20 protein-coding genes are annotated in these 16,743 nt (G+C 40.9%); 8 read left to right on the forward strand and 12 right to left on the reverse strand.

The genetic code is table 11. The features are described from left to right. Positions 1 to 12: 12 nt before the first annotated feature. The 3 genes from ACFSUB_RS16050 to ACFSUB_RS16060 form a co-directional block, all read right to left on the reverse strand. Positions 13 to 414 carry a type II toxin-antitoxin system death-on-curing family toxin gene (locus ACFSUB_RS16050; protein WP_380714295.1) on the reverse strand — a complete coding sequence of 134 codons (402 nt, stop codon included), beginning with the start codon at positions 412 to 414 and terminating at the stop codon, positions 13 to 15. Continuing rightward, entirely contained in the window at positions 415 to 663 is a 249-nt protein-coding gene (locus tag ACFSUB_RS16055; protein ID WP_090927420.1) for an AbrB/MazE/SpoVT family DNA-binding domain-containing protein, read from the reverse strand. It abuts the gene before it with no gap. 351 nt (positions 664 to 1,014) lie between these two features. Further along, on the reverse strand, positions 1,015 to 2,919 hold the full coding sequence (locus tag ACFSUB_RS16060; protein ID WP_380714296.1) for a BglG family transcription antiterminator: 1,905 nt from the start codon (positions 2,917 to 2,919) through the stop codon (positions 1,015 to 1,017). 147 nt (positions 2,920 to 3,066) lie between these two features. Here ACFSUB_RS16060 and ACFSUB_RS16065 point away from each other — a divergent pair, with 147 nt between their 5' ends. The 5 genes from ACFSUB_RS16065 to ascB all read left to right on the forward strand — a co-directional run bounded on the left by ACFSUB_RS16065 (position 3,067) and on the right by ascB (position 6,946). Beyond that, on the forward strand, positions 3,067 to 3,387 hold the full coding sequence (locus ACFSUB_RS16065; protein WP_380714297.1) for a PTS lactose/cellobiose transporter subunit IIA: 321 nt from the start codon (positions 3,067 to 3,069) through the stop codon (positions 3,385 to 3,387). Next, a complete protein-coding gene (locus tag ACFSUB_RS16070) occupies positions 3,388 to 3,696 on the forward strand; it encodes a PTS sugar transporter subunit IIB (RefSeq protein WP_380714298.1) in 309 nt (102 codons plus the stop codon). A 243-nt stretch (positions 3,697 to 3,939) separates the two neighbouring features. Continuing rightward, a complete protein-coding gene (locus ACFSUB_RS16075; protein ID WP_380714299.1) occupies positions 3,940 to 4,212 on the forward strand; it encodes a hypothetical protein in 273 nt (90 codons plus the stop codon). A 19-nt stretch (positions 4,213 to 4,231) separates the two neighbouring features. Continuing rightward, positions 4,232 to 5,497: a PTS sugar transporter subunit IIC gene (locus ACFSUB_RS16080; RefSeq protein ID WP_380714300.1), complete on the forward strand. Its 1,266-nt coding sequence runs from the start codon at positions 4,232 to 4,234 to the stop codon at positions 5,495 to 5,497. Between the two features lie 27 nt (positions 5,498 to 5,524). After that, the gene (ascB, locus tag ACFSUB_RS16085; protein WP_380714301.1) at positions 5,525 to 6,946 is read left to right on the forward strand and encodes a 6-phospho-beta-glucosidase; all 1,422 of its coding nucleotides are present in this window, start codon (positions 5,525 to 5,527) and stop codon (positions 6,944 to 6,946) included. A 402-nt stretch (positions 6,947 to 7,348) separates the two neighbouring features. Here the strand turns inward: ascB and ACFSUB_RS16090 are convergent, their stop codons facing one another. The 4 genes from ACFSUB_RS16090 to ACFSUB_RS16105 all read right to left on the reverse strand — a co-directional run bounded on the left by ACFSUB_RS16090 (position 7,349) and on the right by ACFSUB_RS16105 (position 10,110). Further along, positions 7,349 to 7,972: a DUF1643 domain-containing protein gene (locus ACFSUB_RS16090; RefSeq protein ID WP_380714302.1), complete on the reverse strand. Its 624-nt coding sequence runs from the start codon at positions 7,970 to 7,972 to the stop codon at positions 7,349 to 7,351. Positions 7,973 to 8,075: 103 nt separating this feature from the next. Next, positions 8,076 to 8,825: a S1C family serine protease gene (locus ACFSUB_RS16095; RefSeq protein WP_380714303.1), complete on the reverse strand. Its 750-nt coding sequence runs from the start codon at positions 8,823 to 8,825 to the stop codon at positions 8,076 to 8,078. A gap of 41 nt (positions 8,826 to 8,866) precedes the next feature. Further along, a complete protein-coding gene (locus ACFSUB_RS16100; RefSeq protein ID WP_380714304.1) occupies positions 8,867 to 9,610 on the reverse strand; it encodes a Fic family protein in 744 nt (247 codons plus the stop codon). 332 nt (positions 9,611 to 9,942) lie between these two features. Further along, a complete protein-coding gene (locus ACFSUB_RS16105; protein WP_177195549.1) occupies positions 9,943 to 10,110 on the reverse strand; it encodes a hypothetical protein in 168 nt (55 codons plus the stop codon). Positions 10,111 to 10,270: 160 nt separating this feature from the next. Here ACFSUB_RS16105 and ACFSUB_RS16110 point away from each other — a divergent pair, with 160 nt between their 5' ends. From ACFSUB_RS16110 to ACFSUB_RS16120, 3 genes are all read left to right on the forward strand, one after another. Beyond that, positions 10,271 to 11,044 carry an SDR family NAD(P)-dependent oxidoreductase gene (locus ACFSUB_RS16110; RefSeq protein ID WP_380714305.1) on the forward strand — a complete coding sequence of 258 codons (774 nt, stop codon included), beginning with the start codon at positions 10,271 to 10,273 and terminating at the stop codon, positions 11,042 to 11,044. Positions 11,045 to 11,285: 241 nt separating this feature from the next. Continuing rightward, positions 11,286 to 11,594 (forward strand): hypothetical protein, encoded by a 309-nt coding sequence (locus ACFSUB_RS16115; RefSeq protein ID WP_380714306.1) that lies wholly within the window; start codon positions 11,286 to 11,288, stop codon positions 11,592 to 11,594. Further along, positions 11,581 to 12,153 carry a nucleotidyltransferase gene (locus ACFSUB_RS16120; protein WP_380714307.1) on the forward strand — a complete coding sequence of 191 codons (573 nt, stop codon included), beginning with the start codon at positions 11,581 to 11,583 and terminating at the stop codon, positions 12,151 to 12,153. The genes ACFSUB_RS16115 and ACFSUB_RS16120 overlap by 14 nt, the downstream gene beginning before the upstream one ends. A gap of 417 nt (positions 12,154 to 12,570) precedes the next feature. Here the strand turns inward: ACFSUB_RS16120 and ACFSUB_RS16125 are convergent, their stop codons facing one another. The 5 genes from ACFSUB_RS16125 to ACFSUB_RS16145 all read right to left on the reverse strand — a co-directional run bounded on the left by ACFSUB_RS16125 (position 12,571) and on the right by ACFSUB_RS16145 (position 16,742). Continuing rightward, on the reverse strand, positions 12,571 to 12,894 hold the full coding sequence (locus ACFSUB_RS16125) for a type II toxin-antitoxin system PemK/MazF family toxin (RefSeq protein WP_380714577.1): 324 nt from the start codon (positions 12,892 to 12,894) through the stop codon (positions 12,571 to 12,573). Beyond that, positions 12,894 to 13,166, reverse strand: coding sequence for an AbrB/MazE/SpoVT family DNA-binding domain-containing protein (locus ACFSUB_RS16130; RefSeq protein ID WP_380714308.1), 273 nt, complete (start codon positions 13,164 to 13,166; stop codon positions 12,894 to 12,896). The genes ACFSUB_RS16125 and ACFSUB_RS16130 overlap by 1 nt, the downstream gene beginning before the upstream one ends. 348 nt (positions 13,167 to 13,514) lie before the next feature. Then, positions 13,515 to 13,889, reverse strand: coding sequence for a type II toxin-antitoxin system RelE family toxin (locus ACFSUB_RS16135; protein WP_380714310.1), 375 nt, complete (start codon positions 13,887 to 13,889; stop codon positions 13,515 to 13,517). 3 nt (positions 13,890 to 13,892) lie between these two features. Next, positions 13,893 to 14,282: a hypothetical protein gene (locus ACFSUB_RS16140; protein WP_380714311.1), complete on the reverse strand. Its 390-nt coding sequence runs from the start codon at positions 14,280 to 14,282 to the stop codon at positions 13,893 to 13,895. Between the two features lie 813 nt (positions 14,283 to 15,095). Then, the gene (locus tag ACFSUB_RS16145) at positions 15,096 to 16,742 is read right to left on the reverse strand and encodes a hypothetical protein (protein WP_380714312.1); all 1,647 of its coding nucleotides are present in this window, start codon (positions 16,740 to 16,742) and stop codon (positions 15,096 to 15,098) included. Position 16,743 lies beyond the last annotated feature (1 nt).

The following is a 16,743-nucleotide window of genomic DNA, read 5'->3' on the forward strand; positions in this document are numbered from 1 at the left end:
ATGTACAGTGGATTAACAAGGATATTTTTCGGTATTATCGCTCAACCAAACGGCAATATCGGCTAACATCACTTTTCCTTGAGCAACATCCACTGTGAAGTTCTCATTCACTGTATCATTTTTTTTGATGTTGTAACCGTTCTTCTTTAAAAATATATCAACAGCTGCAAAGGCGGTCCGTTTATTGCCGTTATGAAAGCAATGATTTCTTGCTAAGGACTCGAATAATGCCGAAGCTTTTTCAAATAACGCTGGGTATGCGTCTTCTCCAAAAGCCGATTGCTGCGGGCGGTGGACAGCTGATTCCAGGAGTCCTTGTTCTTTAATACCTGCCTGCTCTTCGTCATTGAATTTTTTCATCATCATAAAATGAATCAAAGCGACATCTTTTGTTCTCAAGTAATGTACCGTCATTTATCTATCCTTCAGCTTTTCAAATACGTCATGGTGATCTTCGAACGTTTCAGCAAGCATATCAATCATCTCCGGGTCCACATCCTCTTCCCATTTCCGCTTTTTATTCAATACGATTTTGTTATCCTGCACCTCGAATTCGATGTCATCGCCCCGATTAATCTTTAAAGAGTCGGTGATGGATTTGGGCAGACCGACACTCAGACTGTTTCCCGTCTGCGTCACTTTACGACTTTCCTTCGCGCTCATAGAATCACACTCATTTCTTATCTAACTTTCCTCATTATGTGTTCATTGTGATAGTACTTACGTATATTTATTATAACGTAATTACATTATAACAACCCGTCAGAAGAAAAGCAAGTGTCGTAGAAGTGAAATCAGCTTTCCTGCCAAAGCAGTGGAGATGATCTGGTGTTATCCACCCACAGCCGCAGTTTTGATAAAGAGCCTGATACATATGCTTTAAAAACAGATATAAAAAAGGAACAGAATGAGTTTTTGTGTGAACTCGTTCTGTTCCTTTCTTTTACCCAGCTGCATCGCATACTGAATGATTAGTGAAAAAGCCGGCAGTCGTTTGGCAGCTGGAACACATGACTATGAATTATTCAATAAACGTATCACTTGAGATTTGGATTCACTATTTATCAACTGATGAACTTTTTGTTCATTGTCAATGAATTGAATCAAGTACTGGTACATTGGTTCAAGTGATTTGGCATTATTGTCAGCCACGTGCAATAAAAAAACAACCTGTACTATGTTACCTCCCCACGTAATAGGGCGTTTCAATGTACAAACCGACCAAAATGTCTCCTTTGAACGTGAACCATATGGATGAGGGATAGCAACCAAATTACCATAACTGGTTGAAGCCGCAGCCTCCCGCTCCAATACTGAATTCGTAAAATCAGGTTCAACAAGGCCCATGGCTGACAATTTCCCACCTAAAAACCGTATAGTTTCTTCAGGTGTCTGAAAATCCATGTTTATATAAATAGCTTCTTCTTCCAAATAGTCTTTTACGATATGATTTCTGGTATTTTCAATTTCGCTGCGGACCAACGATAAATCTTTATTTCCCAAGATGGTATTCACTACTATATGTGGAATGGATATATCTTCAGGCAGCGGCACTGTACTAATCACAAGGTCTATCTCTCTTGTATTGTATTGACTTAAATTAAACAACTCCGTCGTCCCCTCAATAAATAATTGGTTCCCGAAGTTCGCTTTTAGTTTATAGTAAAGAAGTTTCGAGCTTCCTATCCCTGATGTGCATACCAATAAACAGCGTTTGGGATGGACGATACTCTTTTTCCTTTCTAATGCTGCTCCAAAGTGCAAAGCCAAATATCCTGTTTCATTTTCTCCAAGGTATATGTTAAAGGAGTCAGCCAGAATTTCTTTTGCTACAATTCCGGCTTCAAATGCCACGGGATATTGATTTTTTATAGAAGGCAGGACAGGGTTTTTAAACTCTATGTTGTTAAAATATCTATACATAACCGGATTGAGATGCTGCATTAATCCATGAAATAATTCTTCATCATGTATGAATTCATACCCCATCCGTTTCTCTACTGCTTCCAGTATATCTTTTGTAATATGAAAGACATCCTTCTCTTTTAGGGACGTTTCTATTGTTTCTTCATTGATAGACAACCTCGTTCCTCTCAACTGCATTGCTATATAATAGGCTTCTTGATGAGGAAAACTTATATCCGAACATTCTTCTACCTTTTTTAATACATTATTGGCTATTTGAAATTCCTGACTGGGTTCGATAGCGTAATCCATAATACTGCGATTAATCCAATGGCCGTTGCTCACTCTTTTATAGACAATAATAATTTGAATAGTAATGTTATTTAATGCAATATCAGACAGAGTTAATTGAAATTCTTTTAAAACGTCAAGAATTAAGGATTTTAGTTGCTGTACTTGTGTATCACCTATAATGCTGCTATTCATGACAGCTATGGCATTATCCCCAGTCTGTATCATTTCTGAAGCCATGGCAGATCGTATATTTGATTCCTCTCCGTTTAATGTCAATCCGTAATTCGGCACTGTTTTTAACGAGAGCTGATACTTCGATAGAATGTTCCTAACCTGATTCATATGTTTTTGAAGTGTGGATCTGCTGATAAACAAATCATTCATTAAGTCCTGCGACTTTATATATTTTTTCTGAAAGAAAAATTGATATAACAAATATTCTACCCGGCTTTCCATTTCACCAGCCGAATATTCGCTGTTACAGTCCATTAATTGTTGAACATCCGCAAGCGTATCTTCATTACTGACTTCTATATAATACCCTTTTCCTACCTGTGACTTAACACTCAGTCCAATATTGTCATATTCCCTATTCATTTTTCTGATGTCATTTCTTATCGTTTTGGAACTCACTTGAATAATGCTGCTTAAATATTCACTTGTAATAGAAGAGTCATGATTAAGAAGTATCTTTATGATTTTGAGTTGCCGCCTATTCATTTCATCACCTCCTCCTATCATACATTATAAAAGCGCTATCATGATGTGTGTGCTTCCCTTTTTTCCACTTTTAAAGGAAAATGACAAACTACTGTCCGTATAAAAATTGTATTACGGTTGTCTTAACGCATAGAAAGGAGTGAAAAAATGAATTATGAAACCGTCGTCATGAGCATTATCACGAATGGAGGAAACGGGAAGAGTAATGCGATGGGAGCCATTCGTGAAGCGAGAGAAAGAAACTTTGATCAAGCTGAAGAATTACTGGAAACTGCTAGAGAAGACATCTCGAAGGCTCATCGAACTCAAACAGATCTTATACAAGCAGAGGTCAGAGGCGAAAAAGCAGAAACAACTTTACTGATGGTTCATGCCCAGGACCATTTGATGAACGCTGTCACTACTATCGACCTTGCAGATGAATTTGTCGAGATGTACAAAAAGCTTAAAACTATGGAGGAGATTTAAATGAAAAATATTCTACTCGTATGTGCTGCCGGAATGTCTACAAGCTTATTGGTAAATAAGATGAAGGCCGCAGCTGAAAACAAAGAAGAAGATATTCAGATTCAGGCAACTTCAGGAGGAGAGTTGAACAAATATATTGAAAGCGCTGACGTCCTATTACTGGGCCCGCAGGTTTCCTATCTTCAAAAAGATTATAAATCGCGGTATGCCGATATGAATATTCCTATTGAAGTAATCAGTAACACCGATTATGGAACTATGAATGGAGAAAAAGTTCTTCAACAAGCGCTGGAACTAACTAGTGAATAAATAAGTTTTCTGGAGTAATGCACCAGCTTTTTCAAAAGGTATACGTCAGAAAAAGGATCTTGTGATCTTCCCCAGGTGAAGTCGGAAGGATGTGGATGAGCAATAAACAGGGATTACGACAGATTTTACAAAGGAGGCTGAACGAATGAGCACACGCACAGAGGCTGTTCAATCAAAATTGCAATCGGCTGCTGGCGTTATAAGTAATAAAACGAGCCTATTATTTTCGGTACACCGATTATCTTGAACCCCTATTTGGCGGTTCCGTTTATTCTGTCACCACTTACAGCAGCCATTGTACCATATGTCTTAATGGCTTTTGACATTTTCCCTAAATTGAACAGTATTGGTTTGCCATTAGGGACACCGGTTGTGTTTAATGCATTTTTACAGGGTGGCATTATGCTGATTATTCTGCAGGTGATTATATTTATCGTAACAACCTTTATCTACTACCCCTTCTTTAAAATGATCGATAAAAAAGCTTTAAAAGAAGAACAACAATCTGAGTCATGAATGAAAAGGAGAAAAATATATGGCTTTTCAAAATATACAATCCCGTTTACAGCAAACAGCGGGAAAAATAAGTGGTAATTTATATTTAAAAGCTATCTCAAACGGGCTTTTAAGTACATTGCCAGCTTTAATCATCGGGGCATTTTCTACACTTTTATCCAGTTTGGCTTTTGAACCTTATCAAAATTTCATCTCAGCTACTGGATTAGGCACGGTTCTCGAACTGCCCTCCATTTACACTATTAATATTATTTCACTGTACGCCGTTTTCTTCATTGCGTATCGCCTTACCGAGTCATTTGATGTAGATGGTCTGCCGGCAGGACTAATAGCTTTAATTTCCTTTTTACTCTTAACTCCCTCGACTATGATGGATGAAACACGGTTTTTACCATTTGAATTTCTGGGAGCACAAGGACTTTTTGTAGCTATTATTGTAGGACTTGTTAGTGCAAGGCTGTATATACTTATCACCAATAAAAATATTGGGATAAAAATGCCCGAAGGTGTCCCTCCTACCGTAGGTAAGACTTTCTTTAGTTTAGTGCCGGCAATTCTTATTGTTTCTCTATTCACATTAATCAGTACTGCTTTTTCTAACACTAATTTTGAAAGCGCCCACAACTTTGTATATTCATTTATTCAGTCACCTTTGCAGGACCTTGGAGGAGGATTCTGGTCGCTGATAATCATGACTTTATTAGTTCAAGTTCTTTGGTTATTAGGTATTCACGGCATGTTGGTGATTCTCCCAATATATTATAGCGTTTGGCTCCCCCTGGGGGTTGAAAATCTCGAGGCCTTGCAAGCAGGGGAACAACTCCCTAATATTGTTAATACTGGATTTTTTACAGCCTTTGTTATTGTTGGAGGCTCAGGTGTAACATTGGGGCTTTGTATCCTGATGAGTTTCATCGCCAAAAGTTCCAGATATAAAACATTAGGCAGGCTGGCTCTTCCTGGTTCATTTTTCGGTATCAATGAGCCTTTAATCTTCGGGCTGCCAATCGTTCTAAATCCTTATTTAGCGATCCCATTTATAGCTGCTCCATTATTTGGAGCATGTGCCGCCTACTTTTCTATGGCAAGTGGATTAGTGCCCTATGTTGCCGGTACACACCTTCCATTAGGTACACCGGTTATCGCCAGTGCCTTCTTACAAGGAGGAATTATATTAGTTATTTTACAGATTATAATTATCTTTGTAGGAACATTGATATACTATCCATTCTTTCGGTATTTAGATAATCAGGCATTGAAAGAAGAACAACAATCTGAATCATAAATGAAACAAATAGAAAGGAGTATCGACATGAGTTTTCCATCTGATTTTCTATGGGGCGGAGCTATTGCTGCCAATCAAAGTGAAGGAGCTTATCAATCTGATAATAAAGGTCTTTCTTTGGTTGATATTCTTCCAAGCGGCCAACACCGTATTGAAGCATTGCATCATCCAAGAAAAGCCCTTAATACAACGTATGACTATTATCCCAGCCACGAAGCAATCGATTTTTACCACCACTATCCTGAAGATATAAAGCTGCTGGCTGAAATGGGTTTCAAAGTATTTCGTACTTCTATATCCTGGGCCAGAATTTTTCCAAAAGGTGATGAGACCACGCCAAACGAAGAAGGTCTTCGTTTTTATGACCAATTGTTCGATGAGTGCCTTAAATACAATATGGAGTTGTTGATAACGATCAATCACTTTGACACTCCGTTGTACTTGGTAGAACATTACGGCGGCTGGCGTAATCGTAAGCTCATAGATTTTTATCTTCATTATGCAGAAACTATTTTAGAACGTTATAAGCATAAAGTGAAGTACTGGCTGACGTTTAATGAAATTAACATGATGCTGCATCTCCCTTTTTTCGGCGGCGGGCTGATTTTAGAGGAAGATGAAGATCACAATCAGGTTAAATATCAAGCAGCACACCACCAGTTGGTAGCCAGTAGTTTGGCTATTCAGAGCGGCAGAACCATAAACCCGGATTTCGAATTTGGCTGCATGTTGGCTGCGGGAGAGATTTATCCATACCGGCCTCATCCCAGTGACGTTCTAAAAGCACAACAAGAAAACTATGAACAGTATATGTTTATTGATGTTCAAGCAAAAGGGGTCTATCCCTGGTTTACAGAACGCTTATTTCAAGACAAAAACGTACAACTATCTATGGAAAAAGGAGATGAGCAGATACTCCAGGAAAACACTGTTGATTTTATTTCTTTTTCCTATTATTCCTCAAGATTAACAAGCGCAGACCCTGAAATCTTACAGAATGAAACTCATGGAAATGCCTTCAGCACACTAAAAAATCCGCATTTAAATGCATCGGAATGGGGATGGCAAATAGATCCAACAGGTCTTCGTATAACAATGAACAGTTTATATGATCGTTATGAAAAACCTTTGTTCATTGTAGAAAATGGCCTGGGTGCTAAAGATAGCATAAACGAAAATGGTACTATCGAGGACAATGAACGTATCTCGTATATGCGGGATCACCTTGTGCAAATCGAAAAAGCAATAAACGATGGAATTCCGGTTATCGGTTATACTTCTTGGGGATGTATTGATATTGTAAGTGCCGGCACCGGGGAAATGAAAAAAAGGTATGGCTTTATTTATGTAGACCGTGACAATCAAGGCGGGGGAAGCGGACAGCGTATTCGCAAAAAGTCATTCTATTGGTATCAAGAAGTAATTCGTTCAAACGGAGAATTCAAGTAACTAATAATCAAATAACATCAAACTACAATTCGGGCCCTCATGCTTGATTGTTAAATCAAATGCAACAGTTAAAGGCATGGTGAAAGCCATCGTTATTCCGTTATGATAAAGGGACCCAAAATAATATTATAACGTTTACATGTTACGTTCGTGTCCCCTATGTTATGATGCAAGTAAACCTGCATACTTCTTTGGAAGCAGCATAAAACGAAAAGGGACCATAGGGGATGGTGCACCTATGGTCCCGTACAACAGCCGCTTTAAGAGCGGAGGGCTCTGCCCGGTTTCCGTTACGGAAATAGACCGCACACCTTACCTGGGGGGCGGTCTATTTCTTTTGCGGCATAAGCAGCACGATTCACGTTCCATCTTTGAGGGGATGCTTCATCGTAATGCCATTCGTCATCGAACGCCCGTGGAGGGGTACGGAAGAAGCGGTTCATAGTCATACCAGTACTTCCCGTGTCCCGGGTATTTTTGATTGTTGACCATCGGACCGACGCGGTAGAGCGGCTTGTCTCCGATGAGATGCAGAACGTCCCGTATTCTTCTTTTATAGGCGCTTTCCAGCAGCGGCTGATAATTTCCCCATCCCGCAAGGAGGAGGTCCCTGCTGCTGTCGCAGTCAGCCAGAATCTGTGAAATCACTTCGTCATTCTGCTTCCGGTACTCTAATTCCTCCGGGGTGCCGATATATTCTTTCAAGTAGGAAGCGGTCCCGTTTACCATCGTATACAGATTGACTATCGTAACTTTCCCAATGTCACAGTCCGGTTGTTTGTATAAGTAATCCAGTATCCTGTACAGGGTATCATCGGATGTTTTGAATCCTTCATCATCCAGTATCCCTGCATTGCTCGGATTTTTCATGATAACAACAGCTTGCCTGTCATTGTTTTTATGATGAAATGGAATCGTTAAAGAAAATCGATGCAGAAATCCCTGCTCGTCTCTCTCCTCAAAGACTTCCGGATTCATGTGGATATTCTTCTCGTCCACATAATGGGAGAAATAAATTTTCTTCATCGCTTACTCCTTTCCCTCACTGCAATGGATTTACTATTACTTTATGACCGTCCAGCTGAAAGATGACGGAAGGTAAGACACGAAAAAGGTGAAAGAGGGAAGATTATTCCACCAACTCCCACTGCTTAGCCGTTATCGTATACCCGCTGTTCTCTGCCGATACCGTGTAGGTTGCCTGATACCACAAGGTTTCTTCTGTATCTTCTTCGGCAAGGGCAAACATGACCTTTACGTTACCATCGACGAGGGTTGTTTTGACGTCCTGAATCTCGACAAATCCCAAATCAGCATTACGCTCCCGGAATTCCTGCAGGCTTTCTCCCTGTTTCCAGCTTTCACTCAGGAGGCTGTAAGCCGTTTGGTAATCACCAACGTTCAAACTGTCAAAATAGTGCCCTACCACGTAGACCGCCTCTTCTTGATTGATGCTTTCTTCGGAAGAAGATGCTGGTTCGGCATCGGTCCCCTGCTGCTGCATCGGGGAAGCGGACCATTCCTTAAGCATGGGCAGGACATCGTTGATAGGTATGGAAAAGCCGATATCCCCCTCGGTCATTCCGGCGGAATTAATGCCGGCCACTTTGCCGCTGCTTCTCTCTACGAGCGGTCCTCCGCTGCTTCCCCCGGCAATGGGCGCGGAAATCTGATAGACATTGTCATAGGTGTATGGGTCAATTTCAAAGTCCCGATTCACGCCGCTCACAATGCCGGTGGTGACTGTATTTTCAAGGCCTTGCGGGCTGCCGACAGCCATCACTTCCTCCCCGACTTCCAGATACTCTTCTTCCATCACCGGTAGGGGCTCCATGTCTGTCAGGCCGCTTACCCGGATGAGGGCGGCATATAAGACCAACAGAAAAAAGCCATACCAGAGATATTACTTTTATCTAACGGCTATTTTACAGCACCTATAAAAACTTCCAGGCTTTCTTCTACACATTCTGTTATTAGCTCTATAAAAGGCTGGAATGTACGATTCATGCTGGCCAGCTCTAATACTTCATAATATTTATACCTTTTTTCATCTTCGGCTTTTACAACTGCTGGCGGGTATCCGTTCTGCATAAGAATAAGATTCATCAATAAACGCGCCGTTCGTCCATTTCCATCAGAGAAAGGATGGATATATACAAATTTAAAATGGAATAACGCTGCCAATTCTACAGGATGCAGTTGGTCTTTATTTTCTTCATACCATTTGATCAATTGTTCCACTTCATCTTGAACTTGTAAAAAGTGAGGAGGGTGGTGTTGACTACCAGAAATGCGAACGTTTATTTGACGATAACGTCCTGCATTATGGTCATCAATATTTTTAAGGACAAGATAATGAACATTTTTGATCAACGAATGATTCATTGTTGAACCTTGGTCGATCTGTTCTTCAATAAAATCTATAGCTTCAGCATGATTAATGACCTCAAAGTGTTCACGTAATTTTTTTCCGCCTACCGTTAATCCTTCTTCCAGCACTAATTTGGTTTCCATTAAGGATAACGTGTTTCCTTCTATTGCATTGGAATGATAGGTCCACTCTACCCTGAAATGTTCTTTTAGGTTTCTTGTCGCTTCAGGTGGCAGCGGACGTAACTGATCTAACTCCTGTTTTAACTGGTTAACCTTACTGAAGTCCATCATACACATCCACCTCTTCCTATTCACCCTTCTGTTGCCGAAGCGAGTATATTCATACTACCACAGGAAGAGTAGATTGAAAAAAATATCCTTCAGCAAGCTGCGGTCAAGTTTTCTCAAAAGGCCTGAAAGAAGACAGTTTGTGCCCCTCTGTAACGAATGGATTAGAATTATTACGTTTGGCTTGGTCAAATTAAATACATTGAAATTATAATATTCTGACTTTATTTGTGAAAAGAATATGCTGTTTCCCTCTCTGGTGCTTCCACAAATCACCTACACAAAGACAAGGCCGGGCCGATACTTCTTTTCCATCGGCTCCGGCCCGTTTCATATTATTCTTCTTCCTTGTCCAATAACCCTGCGATCTGCTCCACCACATAATCCGTGGCTTCTTCCAGAGAATACCGGCTCGTGTCGATGTCCGGATTCTCCGGTCCTATCACGCCGTCTGCCGATGTCATATTCGTGACACGGTCGATGAGTAGGTTCCATTCCTGCATCCTTTTTCTTTAGCGCTTCACCGTGTCGGGGGTCAGGCACCGAAATGAATGATGTTTCGAATATAACTGTCTGGGAATGGGAATGACGTCTAAGGATAGTTAATGGTTAGGGACATACGAAACAAAGAGCTGCCCGCCGGGTAGTATGGGAGGGATAAAGATGAAGATTTTAGTGACAGGAGCAACGGACGGTATCGGCATGGAAACGGCGAGGATGCTGACCGAAGAGGGCCACGAGGTGCTGCTGCACGGGCGAAGCGAAGAAAAGCTTGCGAATGCGGGCAGGGAGATTGGAAACGAAAACGCCGGGAAGTATGTGGTCGATTTGTCCCAAATGGCGGACGTGAGAAGATTCGCCGAAGCGGTCAAGGAGAAGCACGGGCATCTGGACGTTCTCATTAATAACGCGGGCGTGTACAATGCCCCTAGTGAGAAGACCGAAGACGGGCTGGACATCCGGTTTGCGGTGAATACGATCGCGCCGTATATCTTAACCAGCGCGCTGCTGCCGATCATGGATGAGTCGAGCCGCATTGTGAACTTATCCTCAGCGGCCCAAAAGCCGGTGGATGCAAAGGCTCTTTCGGGAGAGGCAGAACTGCAGGACGGAGAAGCGTATGCGCAAAGCAAGCTGGCGCTCACGATGTGGACGATGGAGCTGTCACATCGTATCGACCCGGTGATTGTGGCGGTGAACCCGAAATCCCTTTTAGGAAGCAAAATGGTGAAAAAGGCGTTCGGGGTAGAAGGCGGCGATATTACAATCGGCGCGGACATCCTGTACCGCGCTGCGCTCTCGGATACCTTTGCCGACGCGTCCGGGACATATTTTGATAATGACCGCGGCGATTTCGGCGACCCGCATCCGGATGCTTTGGACCGTGACAAACGTGCCAGGCTCCTCGAACAGATAGACACCATGATCGGAACATAAAAAAGCCTATCCGTATGTATGCAGGACTCCAGGGGCAGGGGTTCTGCTTTTCCTTTTCGGGAGGATGGCTTCGGGGCTGCCTGGCCGCTTTCCGGGGGTGCCGCCTCAGCTGTATCGTGGCAGCTGACGCAACTCCGGCTGGGGCCTGAGCACCGGGGGTCAGGCACCGAACTCACAAAAATGATATAATAAATGAAACAACGCCTGCCTACGCTGAGAGGGGGAGGGGTTCCCGCCAAAAATGAATAAAAAATCATTATCCCATGATATCCTTAACCCAAAGAAGAAGGGGAAAGAAGGGAAACAAACGATGAAAGAAATGGATATAAGCGACTTAAATCAATATATTCAATCCAACAAAAAAGAGGCGAATTATCAAGTCAATAAAGAACTATCCGGTATAAAAAAACGACGTCTTAAATACAGAAAACGTTCTGACGATGAAATAGAAGCCCTTAACCGGATTTGTATAGAAAAATGGAAAAGAGCGGAACGGGAGGGGAAGATAAAAAGAACGGGAAAAAAGGAGCTTTATTATGCGTTCGATTGAGGCGTTACAAGATGAACTAAAAGAATTGGTTCCTAAACCAAAACTTGAAAAGATGACAGTATTCGCTTCTTTAATCACAGAATATTTAGAAGAAGAAGGGTTACGTCCTGTTGTCGTAGGAGGATTATCCGTTGAATTATATTCCCGCGGTGAATATTCCACCAGTGATATTGATTTTGTTACGCCTGGTTATGACATCGTGGGGGACCTTCTCGAAAAACTGGGATTCGAAAAAACAGGGAAGAATTGGTATCACCGGGAATTGGAAATCGCTGTGGAAATACCGAGCAATCATTTGGAAGGCAGTCCGGAGAAAGTAATAAAATTCAAACTCGAAAACAATAAACATGTGTATGTCATCGGTGCTGAAGATATTATCGTTCACCGTTTGGAATCAGCATTAGCTTCTTTCCCGGAAAATCCGGAATACAGTGAAGATTATGAATGGGCAAGACGGTTGTTTCTTATTCACCAAGACCATTTGGATATAGACTATATGAGAAAACAAGACGCCTTGGTTACCCGATTACTGGATAGATGGTTACGTGACAAGCATTGATAAATAAATCGATACTATATTCCAACCACGACTGTTGATTATCCAAATAGAGAAAACGTTTCGTTGGACTCCGCTTCCCGCTGAGCGTCGCCTAAAGCTGCATATCTGCTCGGGATCCACCTTGAACGTACAACGTCTGGTGAAGGAAACGATAGAAAATAATTTCTTGTCTTTGGTTATATCCAGGGAGGATTTCACCGCTTCTAGATGACCATAATTCTGAAAGAAAGGATTCATCATAATCAGTATGAAAAAATGGGATGTTTCGAAAGACATCCTTTATACTCATCGGTGGCAATCACCTCCGGCAGGTCGGACGAGGTAAAAAGAGCTGATTAAAAAGAAAAAGTCCTGCAGAGAGCACTCTTCACAAGACTTCCAAGCCATTCGACAAAAACCAGGGCGTGACAGGCACTCTTACAAGAACGTATATATTCTTTTTAAACAGGTGGTTGTTATTTCATCCGGCGCATGTCCTTTTATATTTAAATCCCTTGATCTCCAATCCACGGTTCTTACTTGATCTGTGAGAATGGCCCCTTTTATAGCAGCGTCCTCTGGTAATCTAACTTCAAATGGATAATCCATTATTTCACTCATAATCGGACAAATCGCTAAGAATTTTCCCTGATTGAATAATTCAGGGGATAATACAATACCAGGTCTGTTTCCTGATGGCTCATGCCCCGATTGCGGGCTGAGATTCAAATAAACTAAATCGCCTCTTTCTGGAACTTGCATTACCACACTTCATTCCCCTCCGGCTTTCCCCAGTCTGTTTCTTCATGTTGATTTTCTTTCGTTATACCTTCCATTAATTCTTCTAATGTCGGGTCATTGCTTACTGGTTTTAATATAATGCTTTTACCATCTTCACTGACTTCCAGTTCCGTTCCGTTTTTAATTTCGAATTTATCTGCTATCTTCTTGGGTATACGTACACCGATGCTGTTTCCCCAGTTTTGCGCCGTTGTTGGCATGGGACTCACCCCTTTATAGTGCTTGCTCTGCATGATAACACACCCTTCATCATACATATCAGAGAAACTTGATACACGAAAATTACCCGAATAATGCAAAAAAACACTTCCTCGAGAGAAAATAGTCTGCTGTTATCCGCCTTCTACTGCTCGAACGACCTACTCATACAAAAACCGGGCCGATGCTGCCGACAATCGGTCCCGCTCCGGTGGTGTCTATTCTTCTTCTCCATCCAAAAACCCGAACATCCTGGATTTTGGGGGGCCTCACAGAACTGAAGATGCCGGTTAAATTTCATGACACGGCCGATGAGCAGGTTATATTCCTGAAACTTTCTTCTTTAACGCTTCACCGCGTTAGGGGGTCTACCCGGGCTGAGTTCATTCGTCCATTTCCTCATAAAAGCGGTCTAAACGCTCCATCGCTAATTTATATGCCTTCTTTTTATCACGTGGTCCTATTGCAATAATCTCCATACGAATCGGCGTTTCATCAACTGGACGGTACACAATTCTAATATTCAATGATTTAGATTTAATTATTGTGAAACCTTTTAAATTCCCATGAAGAGATTCAGCTAATCCATCAGGCTTAAAAAGAGGGCCGTTTTTCGCTCGACGTAAAATTTCTAATAAGATGGATTGTCTTTTCCCTTGATGAACGGATTTTAAATCCTTTTTTACTTCCTCAGAAAATTTTAGTTCAACACCATACGTTTCAAGTATAATTTCCTGCAGATCTTTTAATGTTTTCATTGCTTACTCTTCTTTTAATTCGCTTAACAAGGAATCAACATCAACATCTTCTTCGTCAAACACATCTGATAATGCTAAATCAGCCTTATCGCTCACACGTTCACCTGCTTCTTCTAATGCAATTTGATCAAATGCCTGCTCTACTTCTTCTTTTATAGTCAGCAGCTCTTCAAAATATTCAAGGTCAGCGATGACTGCCTGTGCATTTTTTTTCTTTTCATTTTGAATAACAAAAACTTCATCTGTTACTTTACCCGAGTATAAATCCAATATCTCAGAGAGCTTTTTCTGGCGGGTTATTTCGGTAACACTATAAACATTTTTACGTAAAAAGTCTAAGATATTCGTGTTCACCGTTGGATATTTTTGCCCAGGCATTAAATTTACACCCACTTTCTTCAGTCCTTTCCTTATTATATGTCAGCGTTCTTTCTCTTTATACTTATTATACAAAATTAATGTGATGATAACAACACAGTTTGATACACACTTTGAAACACATAAAAATGCTTATTCACTAAAATGAAGTCACATACGCAACTGCTAGTCCAGAGTTAACACTTTTTGCTTGGTAAAATGGAACATACAGCTTTTTAAGATCTGAATATTACGAATCCCGATGTGTAAAAACCGGGCCGGAGCTGATGCTTCTCTTCCATCGACTCCGGCCCGGTTGGGTCTATTCTTCCTCTGTGTCCAAAACTCCGAGTATCTGGTCCACGATGTAATCGGTGGCTGCGTCGAGGTATTACTGGCTTGTGTCGATGTTCGGGTCCCCGGGTGCTTCGCAGGGGCTCGAGATTCCGGTGAAGTTAGAAATCTCGTCGGCACGGTCGGATTCTTTGAAGCTCAGGTCTTTGTTCAGAGTCCGTGACACACGTTGTCCCCGTCCAACAGCATCGCGTGATGGCCGCGGGTGATATCAGTCTCTTCCCAAACGACATTTACCGCGCGGCGGAGCGAGTGTTCAATGAGTAATTACATTCTTGAATCCTTCTTCTTTAACCCTTCACCGCGTTGGGGGTCAGGCACCGGAATAATGGTTGTCATGAGAAGGTCTCTTTTCGCTTTGTACTTGCTCGCAAGGCATACATGGATGATAGAGGACCTTCTCTTTTTTTTTGCCAATCACCAGCTTTCGTCGCTACCAGAACTATTTTACACATACCTTTTATATGCCTCGCCGTAACTCTGCTCTTTTAAACACTATAGGGATTCTAGCTGGTTTAAAATATATTCATATTCATCTTGAGAATGCACGTTAAACAAATCTAGCTTATCCAGGAGATTAACAAGTAGTACTGTTGTTAATCCTGTTACCGTTCCCACAATAATCGAGGTGAACGAATCTGTGAAATTATTAAGGAAAGGAAAGGGACCAATCCATTTATTAATGAAGTTTTCAACTGCTTCTTCAATCATAATTCCTACAGAAATCGTTAAACTTGAGGCAAGCAGCTTTGATGATTCATGTGCCGCCTGTTTTAATGTCATATCCTGTGGGGGGTTAATCAACATTTTTATTGCTTTGAATAGAGAAAATGCTCCTTCTCTTATCATTCTAACTACACGTTTCCCGGTTTTTAAAAAGATGTTAATAATTGTGGTTACCATATTCGACAAAAAGCCGCTGACTGCACCATCCTTAAAACTATTTATAACATTTCTCCATCTAGCCAATACTCGTTTTGCTGCCTTTGTCAGTCTATCTGTCATTACCTCAAAAAATGAACTCTCTACGTTACCTTTTTTTAAGCCATTTTGATAAATATCTTTTATTTCATCAAAAAAAGTAATTACAATTTCTCGATAAATCAATCCAATTGCTTGCTGTTTTCCCATATTCTTTGCTTCTTTGAATCCTGTTGCAGTAATTTCTTTAGAATAATACTCAAACTTCTGCTTATTAGATGGGAGGTATTCTTTTGCTACCTTCTTCGCTTTTTTTTGTCTGGAATTAGTTCTTCGCTTATCAATATTATAAAACTGTTTATTATCTTCAGACCTCCCATTTGATTGAGAAATTAAAAACTTGTCAAAATCCAAAGCTTTTTTAGATGCATTCAAGCTTTTATCGGTAATTGAAAAATTTCTTTGATCACTCGCAAACCTACTTTTTCTCTCATCATTCAGCATAAAACCGCCGTTCCGATGAAATTTCTCCAAAGGAAAGATATGATCTACCTCTGCTTTAAAACTAGGTATTTTTTTGCCTGTATATTCATCTGTGAAGATATTATTAGGTTCTTCTCGTTGACTCTTATAATTGTCTGCCGAATTTTTATAGGCATATTTCTTTCTCATTTCTTCACTGTATTTCTGATTTTCCCGGGCATATATCCCTGACTTTGCATTCTTCGTTGTGGTTACATTTCCACCGTCTTTGTCCTCGAACAATTGTTTAGAAAGACCAAACGAGTTAATTACTGCATCAATAACAGCATCTCTGCACTCAATAAATAAAGCTTCCTGATGTTCAGGAGTATAGTTCAAGTTGTTTTCTAATAAATACTCATTCACATGTTCCTGGTAATCATGCCATTCATCCATTTCAGGGATTTTAGGAATATCTATGTATTCCTGGAGTTCTTTTTTAGCATCCATCATTTCTTCGTCTGAAAGATCTATCACTGTTGAATCAAAATCAGACGTAACATCTTCACGATCTATGTCCAGTTGCTTAAATAAGTCATCTATTTGAGCATCGGCATCCTCGATATCTGTCAACTGATTCTCCATGTTTGATTTTAATTCCATTGTTTTATCTTTTAACTCATCTAAACGCTCACTACTATTTTTGAGTTGATGCCTCTGAGCTAATAAAGCTTTTTCTTCCTCAAAGTTTTTTTTCAAG

The organism is Salibacterium lacus (genome assembly GCF_042684865.1).
GTDB classification, from domain to species: Bacteria; Bacillota; Bacilli; order Bacillales; family Marinococcaceae; genus Salibacterium; species Salibacterium lacus.

What these genes read in the sequence shown, in the direction of transcription:
- ACFSUB_RS16050 (WP_380714295.1), bottom strand. Translation starts at nt 414, where the DNA reads ATGACGGTACATTACTTGAGAACAAAAGATGTCGCTTTGATTCATTTT.
- ACFSUB_RS16055 (WP_090927420.1), bottom strand. Translation starts at nt 663, where the DNA reads ATGAGCGCGAAGGAAAGTCGTAAAGTGACGCAGACGGGAAACAGTCTG.
- ACFSUB_RS16060 (WP_380714296.1), bottom strand. Translation starts at nt 2,919, where the DNA reads ATGAATAGGCGGCAACTCAAAATCATAAAGATACTTCTTAATCATGAC.
- ACFSUB_RS16065 (WP_380714297.1), top strand. Translation starts at nt 3,067, where the DNA reads ATGAATTATGAAACCGTCGTCATGAGCATTATCACGAATGGAGGAAAC.
- ACFSUB_RS16070 (WP_380714298.1), top strand. Translation starts at nt 3,388, where the DNA reads ATGAAAAATATTCTACTCGTATGTGCTGCCGGAATGTCTACAAGCTTA.
- ACFSUB_RS16080 (WP_380714300.1), top strand. Translation starts at nt 4,232, where the DNA reads ATGGCTTTTCAAAATATACAATCCCGTTTACAGCAAACAGCGGGAAAA.
- ascB (WP_380714301.1), top strand. Translation starts at nt 5,525, where the DNA reads ATGAGTTTTCCATCTGATTTTCTATGGGGCGGAGCTATTGCTGCCAAT.
- ACFSUB_RS16090 (WP_380714302.1), bottom strand. Translation starts at nt 7,972, where the DNA reads ATGAAGAAAATTTATTTCTCCCATTATGTGGACGAGAAGAATATCCAC.
- ACFSUB_RS16100 (WP_380714304.1), bottom strand. Translation starts at nt 9,610, where the DNA reads ATGATGGACTTCAGTAAGGTTAACCAGTTAAAACAGGAGTTAGATCAG.
- ACFSUB_RS16105 (WP_177195549.1), bottom strand. Translation starts at nt 10,110, where the DNA reads ATGCAGGAATGGAACCTACTCATCGACCGTGTCACGAATATGACATCG.
- ACFSUB_RS16110 (WP_380714305.1), top strand. Translation starts at nt 10,271, where the DNA reads ATGAAGATTTTAGTGACAGGAGCAACGGACGGTATCGGCATGGAAACG.
- ACFSUB_RS16115 (WP_380714306.1), top strand. Translation starts at nt 11,286, where the DNA reads ATGAATAAAAAATCATTATCCCATGATATCCTTAACCCAAAGAAGAAG.
- ACFSUB_RS16120 (WP_380714307.1), top strand. Translation starts at nt 11,581, where the DNA reads ATGCGTTCGATTGAGGCGTTACAAGATGAACTAAAAGAATTGGTTCCT.
- ACFSUB_RS16125 (WP_380714577.1), bottom strand. Translation starts at nt 12,894, where the DNA reads ATGCAAGTTCCAGAAAGAGGCGATTTAGTTTATTTGAATCTCAGCCCG.
- ACFSUB_RS16130 (WP_380714308.1), bottom strand. Translation starts at nt 13,166, where the DNA reads ATGCAGAGCAAGCACTATAAAGGGGTGAGTCCCATGCCAACAACGGCG.
- ACFSUB_RS16135 (WP_380714310.1), bottom strand. Translation starts at nt 13,889, where the DNA reads ATGAAAACATTAAAAGATCTGCAGGAAATTATACTTGAAACGTATGGT.